The sequence below is a fragment of the Gordonia sp. (in: high G+C Gram-positive bacteria) genome, assembly GCF_049299075.1.
Classification (GTDB): Bacteria; Actinomycetota; Actinomycetes; order Mycobacteriales; family Mycobacteriaceae; genus Gordonia.
The window spans coordinates 1-2693 of the sequence record NZ_JBAQWU010000070.1; the positions used below are offsets into that span (position 1 = coordinate 1).

Consider the following 2693-nt stretch of genomic DNA (forward strand, 5'->3'; position numbering starts at 1 on the left):
CCGCCCAGCAGCGTGAGCCCGCCCAGCAGCGTGAGCCCGCCCAGCAGCGTGAGCCCGCCCGCGACCGCCGGACGGCCGACAACCCGGACCGGGACCAACCGGACCGGGAAAACCGCGGCCGCGACGATCGAGATAAGGACCGCAACGCCGAGAGCGGTGCGCAGAATAAGTCTGTCGCAGCGTCGTCGAACACCAGCGATGACTCCGGCAACGCGGATAAGAGCGGCGATGTCGAGGGCGGCCGCAACCGGCGCAACCGGGAACGGGACGGCAAGAACCGCAACGCCGACGGCAGCAACAAGAACGACGGCAACAAGAACGACGGCAACCGTGACACCCGGAACCCGGATAACCGGAACGAGGGTGGCGGCAACAACAGGAACCAGGGCAGTCAGAACCAGGGCGGCCAGAACCAGGGCAGTCAGAACCAGGGTGGCCAGAACCAGGGCGGCTCAGATGACGACGGTGACGGCGGCGGACGCCGGCGGGGTCGTCGTCGGGAGCGCAATCGTCGGAGCCGCGACCGCGGTGGCGACGTCAGCGAGCCGCAGCTGAACGAGGGCGACGTCGTCGCACCGGTCGCCGGCATCCTCGACATCCTGGACAACTACGCTTTCGTGCGCACATCGGGCTACCTGCCCGGCTCTGATGACGTGTACGTCTCGATGAACATGGTTCGCCGCTACGGCCTGCGACGCGGCGACGCCGTCACCGGCGCAGTGAAGGCCCCCCGCGAATCCGGCGACGGTCAGCAACAGGGTAATCAGCGCCAGAAGTTCAACCCGATGGTCCGCCTGGACACCGTCAACGGTGGCGATCCGGAGCTGGCGCGCAAGCGCCCGGAGTTCACCAAGCTGACCCCGCTGTACCCGAACCAGCGGCTGCGCCTGGAGACCACTCCCGAACGGCTCTCGACTCGGGTGATCGACCTGATCATGCCGATCGGCAAAGGCCAGCGCGCGCTCATCGTCTCGCCACCCAAGGCCGGTAAGACGACGATCCTGCAGGACATCGCGAACGCCATCGCCACCAACAACCCGGAATGCCACCTGATGGTGGTCCTGGTGGACGAGCGTCCCGAAGAAGTCACCGACATGCAGCGCAGCGTCAAGGGTGAAGTGATCGCCTCGACCTTCGATCGTCCGCCGTCCGACCACACTGCGGTCGCCGAGCTCGCCATCGAGCGTGCCAAGCGCCTGGTGGAACAGGGCAAGGACGTCGTGGTGTTGCTCGACTCGATCACCCGTCTGGGCCGCGCCTACAACAACGCCTCGCCCGCGTCCGGGCGCATCCTGTCCGGTGGTGTCGACTCCACTGCGCTTTACCCGCCGAAGCGATTCCTCGGCGCTGCCCGCAACATCGAGAACGGCGGCTCGCTCACCATCATCGCCTCGGCGCTGGTCGAGACCGGCTCTACCGGCGACACGGTGATTTTCGAAGAGTTCAAGGGCACCGGCAATGCCGAGCTCAAGCTCGATCGCAAGATCTCCGAGCGCCGCGTTTTCCCCGCTGTCGATCTGAACCTGTCGAGCACCCGTAAGGACGAGCTCCTGCTCTCGCCCGACGAGTTCGCGATCGTGCACAAGCTTCGGCGCCTGCTGTCTGGTCTGGACAGCCAGCAGGCCATCGATCTGCTGACTAAGCAGCTGAAGAAGTCGAAGAGCAACGTCGAGTTCCTCATGCAGGTGCAGGCGACTGCTCCGGGTGCACTGAACGACGACTGAGCATTCTCCGCCTTGCTGGCGGGGGTTCGCGAATCCGCGGCGCGGTCCGCGGAGCGCGGGTGGGCGGGTCCGTTGCGGTGGACCCTTCGACAAGCTCAGGGAGCAGGTGTTCGCTAGTTGAGCCCGATATGAACGAAGTGAGTATCGGTGTCGAAACTGGCATTGCCTTCCATCGCGGGTAGCGTCGTTCGACGTGCAACGACTCTTCGCGTTGGTGATCGCCGTCGTGTCGGTCATGGCTATCGTCCTCACGACGCAGAGCTGGGCTAACGGGTATCAGCTCGGCATCGACGTGTCCTGGAACGGCCTTGGAACAAGGACCGGAGGTACTGACGTCCCCGCTGATCCAACGGAAGCCGTATCGGTCACGCCGCTCGGTATCTGGGTGGTCGTGGCCTGCGTCATCGCACTGCTCGTCGCCGTCGTGATGGTGTTCCCGAAGCTGTGCGGGCTCGCCGTGCCGTTGCGCTGGATCGGCGGGCTGGTCATGCTGGCCGCAGCCGCGGTGCCGCTCGTCATTCTGGTCCGGCCGATCACCTTCCTGTCGATGTTCGACCACATGGGCGGTGACCAAGCGGCGCATTATCGCGGCCTCATGCGGGAGTCGGTGCTGCAGCCTTCGACGCTGTACTCGCTCGCCGTCGTGCTGCTTCTGGGTGTCGCCACCTGCGTCGCCGCGGCGTTGGTGGCCCGGCGCCCGTCCTGAACGTTGGCGACCTCACATTGGCGGGCCGTCGTGCGTCTACGGTGTGATGGAGATGAAACAGCCGTTTGAAACAGCCGTGTCGGCGCACGGACGGACCGTGCTGCGGGTCTGCCGGGCGGTCCTCGGGGCCGGTGCCGACGCCGACGATGCGTGGTCGGAGACGTTCCTGGCGGCGCTGCGCGCGTGGCCGGGCCTGGACGACGATGTGAACGTCGAGGCCTGGCTGGTGCGGGTGGCACATCGCAAGGCGATCGACGTGACAC

Annotated in this window: 3 protein-coding genes; all 3 read left to right on the forward strand. The window is 66.2% G+C overall.

All coding sequences use genetic code 11. The features are described from left to right. The coding region (gene rho / locus WAW85_RS02490; protein WP_422558078.1) for a transcription termination factor Rho at positions 1–1724 on the forward strand (1724 nt) is incomplete at its 5' end. 193 nt (positions 1725–1917) lie between these two features. Beyond that, complete coding sequence (locus WAW85_RS02495) at positions 1918–2430, forward strand: hypothetical protein (RefSeq protein WP_422558079.1); 513 nt, start codon at positions 1918–1920, stop codon at positions 2428–2430. Between the two features lie 52 nt (positions 2431–2482). Next, positions 2483–2693: RNA polymerase sigma factor (locus tag WAW85_RS02500; protein WP_422558080.1), on the forward strand; the 211-nt coding region annotated here is incomplete at its 3' end.